The sequence below is a fragment of the Skermanella sp. genome (assembly GCF_059503625.1).
The window spans coordinates 1-4,576 of record NZ_JCACHA010000009.1; the positions used below are offsets into that span (position 1 = coordinate 1).

At 62.2% G+C, this 4,576-nt stretch carries 5 protein-coding genes; 3 read left to right on the forward strand and 2 right to left on the reverse strand.

Annotation, left to right across the window (positions count from 1 at the left end):
- The 3 genes from AC5JJ6_RS00210 to AC5JJ6_RS00220 form a co-directional block, all read left to right on the forward strand.
- The coding region (locus tag AC5JJ6_RS00210; protein ID WP_496040106.1) for an AAA family ATPase at positions 1 to 900 on the forward strand (900 nt) is incomplete at its 5' end.
- Between the two features lie 171 nt (positions 901 to 1,071).
- Entirely contained in the window at positions 1,072 to 1,584 is a 513-nt protein-coding gene (locus AC5JJ6_RS00215) for a hypothetical protein (RefSeq protein WP_496040107.1), read from the forward strand.
- Positions 1,585 to 1,586: 2 nt separating this feature from the next.
- A complete protein-coding gene (locus AC5JJ6_RS00220) occupies positions 1,587 to 2,702 on the forward strand; it encodes a CaiB/BaiF CoA transferase family protein (RefSeq protein ID WP_496040108.1) in 1,116 nt (371 codons plus the stop codon).
- Between the two features lie 3 nt (positions 2,703 to 2,705).
- Here the strand turns inward: AC5JJ6_RS00220 and AC5JJ6_RS00225 are convergent, their stop codons facing one another.
- Positions 2,706 to 3,866, reverse strand: a complete 1,161-nt coding sequence (locus AC5JJ6_RS00225) for a GNAT family N-acetyltransferase (protein ID WP_496040109.1) — start codon at positions 3,864 to 3,866, stop codon at positions 2,706 to 2,708.
- A 40-nt stretch (positions 3,867 to 3,906) separates the two neighbouring features.
- Positions 3,907 to 4,374: a RidA family protein gene (locus tag AC5JJ6_RS00230; RefSeq protein WP_496040110.1), complete on the reverse strand. Its 468-nt coding sequence runs from the start codon at positions 4,372 to 4,374 to the stop codon at positions 3,907 to 3,909.
- Between the last annotated feature and the right edge of the window lie 202 nt (positions 4,375 to 4,576).

The window sequence follows — 4,576 nt, forward strand, 5'->3', positions numbered from 1 at the left end:
GACAAGGCGATCGAAGCGCTCTCTTCGGCGATCAAGCTGGCCCGCGCCGGCCTTCGCGATCCGGAGAAGCCGATCGGCAACTACCTGTTCAGCGGTCCGACGGGCGTCGGCAAGACGGAGGCGGCGCGCCAGCTCAGCTTGACGCTGGGGATCGAACTGATCCGCTTCGACATGTCGGAGTATATGGAGCGTCATACGGTGTCGCGCCTGATCGGTGCTCCTCCGGGCTATGTCGGCTTCGATCAGGGCGGGCTTCTGACCGATGCCATCGATCAGCACCCGCATGCCGTGCTGCTGCTCGACGAGATCGAGAAGGCACATCCTGATCTGTTCAACATCCTGTTGCAGGTGATGGACCACGGCAAGCTGACGGACCACAACGGAAAGACCGTCGATTTCCGAAATGTGATCCTGATCATGACGACCAATGCCGGTGCGTCCGATATGGCGAAGCCCGCGATCGGGTTCGAGCGGGCCGCGCGAGTCGGAGAGGATACGGAGGCGATCAACCGGATGTTCACGCCGGAGTTCCGCAACCGTCTGGACAGCATCATCCCGTTCTCGGCCTTGTCGCCCGAGGTTATCGGCCAGGTCGTCGACAAGTTCGTCATCCAGTTGGAAGCCCAGCTTACCGACCGGGGCGTGTCGATCGAACTGACCGACGAAGCTCGGGAATGGCTTGGCAAGAAGGGCTACGATCCGCTTTACGGCGCCCGGCCGCTGGCCCGGGTGATCCAGGAGAGCATCAAGAAGCCGCTGGCCGAGGAACTGCTGTTCGGCAAGCTGGCGAAGGGCGGCAACGTCAAGGTCGCGGTTGCCGACGACAAGCTGACCTTCATCTATCCTGATCCGCCGCCGACGGACCATGAAGAGGAAAAAGTCCCCGAGATGGTGGATTGAGGTTGGACTGACGATCCTGGACTGACGATCCGGATAGGATTGCGGCGGCGGGGCTCTTCGGAGCCCCGCTTTCGTTTTTGCCGCAGGGCACAAATGCATGTCGTGATCGCGTGACGCCACTCGCATCGCATGCTAATAGATTAGCCCACAGCTACTCTCCGGATGTCTCCTGTGGTTCAACGCACTTATAAGCGCAGCGAAGTCGAAGGCCTGCTTCATGCACTTGAGCGGCAGGCCCGGGAAGCGGCTAAGCTCGCCGTCGATGCCCAGAAGGAGGCTGCGAACAACAGCTTCATCGCTTACCGTCACTTCCGCGACAAGGTCGGCGAGTTCAAGGCCTTATGCATTCTGATCGAGGGACGTCTAAAGCATATTGCCGACGGCAAGGCGGACGATCTGAGGAGCGAGTTCGAGCGGATGGACATCCTTATGCTCGGCCTGTTGATCAAGGCCAGCATGCGGTTCTTCTTCGTGCTCTCGGCCAATACGATCCTGCCGCTGGGAGCACGCGAAATCTTCATCGCGGAGCTGCACAGCCTCTACGAGGCGCGCGAGAAACTGCGGCGGCCAGATTATCTGAACAGGTTGAGCACGGGTCTCGCAGCCGACCTCGATACGGCTGAGGCCATCCTGGAGGAAATCATCGACAAGGCGCCCGGTCTGCTGAAGTTCGGGACCGGCTGACAATGGTGGATCTGCTGCTGGAGGGAATTCGGGTACTCGACCTCAGCCAATATCTGCCGGGACCCTATGCCGGCCAGATGCTGGCCGATCTCGGCGCCGATGTCGTCAAGGTCGAACCGCCGGCGGGTGACCCGATGCGGCGCCTTGGCGGGGTCGACAGCGACGGTCTGGCTCCAGCCTACAAGCTGGTGAATGCCGGAAAGACGGTCGTCCTGCTCGATCTGAAGGGTGAGGAAGACCGGGCTACGTTCGAGGTGATGGTCGAGCACGCCGATGTCCTGGTCGAGAGTTTTCGCCCAGGCACGCTGGACAAGCTCGGATTTTCCCATTCCCGGCTGGAAGCGATAAATCCCGGATTGATCCATGTGGCTCTGTCGGGCTGGGGGCAGGGCGGTCCTTACCGCCTACGCGCCGGCCACGATCTGAACTATATGGCGCTGGGGGGCGGTTTGGCGGCGTCCGGCGCCGGCGGAACTCCGGTCATGAGCTATCCACCGGTGGCGGATCATTCCGCCGCCATACAGGCAGTCGCGGGGGTTTCGGCTGCCCTGTTCCGCCGTTCACGGACGGGAAAGGGAGCCTATCTCGACATCAGCCTTATGGAAACCGTGCTCGGCTGGCAATCCTGGCCGCTGACGATGGCCCGCCGGGGCCATCCTCCCCGTCCTGGGGAGGACATGCTGACGGGAGGAGCCGCATATAACAGGGTCTACCGGACAGCCGACGGCCGCTTTGTCAGTCTCGGATCCATCGAGGAAAAGTTTTGGGCGACTTTCTGCACGACCGGCGGCAAGCCCGAGCTGATCGGCCGGCATTCGGATCCGATCCCGCAGAACGGATTGATAGCCGAAGTCGCCGAAACCTTCGCGGGAGAAACGCTGAGCCATTGGGAGGCGCTGTTCGCGGGGGTGGACTGCTGTCTGGAAACCGTCGCGGAACTCGCCGATGTGCCTGATCACCCTCATATTGCTGCTCGCGGGCAGGTGAAGGTCACCGGCGGCCCCGAGCCGATGGTGGAGACTTTCCTGGGCCTGCGAGTCGATGGAGCGCTGCCACGTGAGCGACTGCCCCTGGTCCATGGCGATGCCGCATCGATTCTCTCCCGGTGGCGCGGCTGACCGTTACCCGTTCTCCTGACGGAACGGACTGTCGTCCATCAAGGCGTCGATATCCTGGACAACGGCAATCCGTTCGCGCTTCAGGTAGTCCTCGATCGCCGACCGGAAGCCGGGGTCGCGAATCCAGTGGGCGCTGTAGGTCGGAGTCGGCAGGTAGCCACGCTGGATCTTATGCTGACCCTGGGCGCCGGCTTCGACCCGGCTCAAACCGCGCTCGATCGCGAAATCGATGGCGCGGTAGTAGCACGCTTCAAAATGCAGGTGCTTGTAGGTAGCGTTGCATCCCCAGTTTCGGCCGTACAAGGTATCGGCACCGAGAAGATTCAGGGCGCCCGCGACCCACTCTCCATCGTCCTCAACCAGGATCAGCACGACCCGATCTGCCATGGTTTCACCCAGCAGACGGAAGAACTTGCGGTTCAGGTAAGCACTGCCCCATTTCCGGTCGCTGGTGTCCATATAGAACTTATAGAAGACGTCCCAATGCTCCTGGCGAAGGTCGCCGCCGGTCAGCGTGTGGATCTTGACTCCGGTTTCGGCGACTTCGCGCCGTTCCTTGCGGATGCTCTTTCGCTTGCGGGAATTCAGATCGCCAAGGAAGTCGTCGAAGCTGCCGTAGCCTCGGTTCTCCCAATGATACTGCTGGCCGATCCGCTGGAGCCAGCCTGCTTCGCCCAAGGTATTCCAGTCCGCTTCGGTCGGAAAGGTGACGTGGACCGAGGAAACCTGATGCCGCAGCGCCAGTTGCTCGAGGGCGGCTATCAATGCCTGAGCCGCCCCCTCCGGCGCGTCCGGATGCAGCAGCAGGCGCGGGCCGGTAACCGGAGTGAACGGCACCGCTGCCTGAAGTTTCGGATAGTAGCTGCCGCCCGCCCGTTCGTACGCATTGGCCCATGCGTGATCGAACACGTATTCGCCGGAGGAATGGCTTTTCAGATAGAGCGGAACCGTTCCGATAATGCTGCCGTCAGGCGCTTCCAGCGCAAGATGCTGCGGCTGCCACCCGGTCGCGGCGCGGCAGGACCCGCTGTCTTCAAGCGCCTTAAGGAAGGCATGACTGAGGAATGGGTTTTCCTCGCCGGCACAGGCATCCCAAGCGGCGGCGTCAATCGCACCGATGCCCGGCATCACCTTGACCGTAACAGTATCTTTTCCGTCTGGCATGCCTACAGAATTAGAGCTTTTGCGGTGCGGCGCAAGACGATTACAAGAGTTCGAAAATCGCCTCGACCTCTACAGCCGAACCGAGCGGCAGGGAAGGGGCGCCGACCGCGAAGCGGGCATGCTTGCCGTTGTCGCCGAAGACCTGGAGCATCAGTTCCGACGCACCGTTGATCACCTTGGGATGGTCGTTGAAGTCCGGACCGCAGTTGACGAAGCCGCCCAGCTTCAGGCAGCGCGCTATCTTGTCGAGATCGCCGCCGCACGCCGCGGCCGCCTGGGCCAGGATGTTCAGGGCACAGACGCGGGCGCAGGCATAACCGTCCTCGACCGACAGGTCGGAACCGACCTTGCCGGTATGGGACAGCGCGCCGTCGCGCATCGGGATCTGCCCGGAGATGAACAGCATCTTGCCGGAGATCGTATAAGGGACGTAGGCGCCGGCCGGTGCCGGCAGCTTCGGCAGGTCGATACCGAGTTCAGCAAGACGCGCCGCAATGGTGCCCGTCATGTTCTTTCTCCCTTGTTGTTGCCTGTGGCAAATTGTCCGGATCGCCGCTCTCCAGCGCCGGAGGCCAAGACCATAGCCGGACATGCGGCGGCAAGCCAGAGCAGCGCCGCATGGGGGAGAGAAGGGGCCGTCAGGCTGCCAGCTTGTAGCCCTTGACGAGTTGGTCGAGGATCGTCGCAAGCCTGCTCAGTTCGCCGGCGGC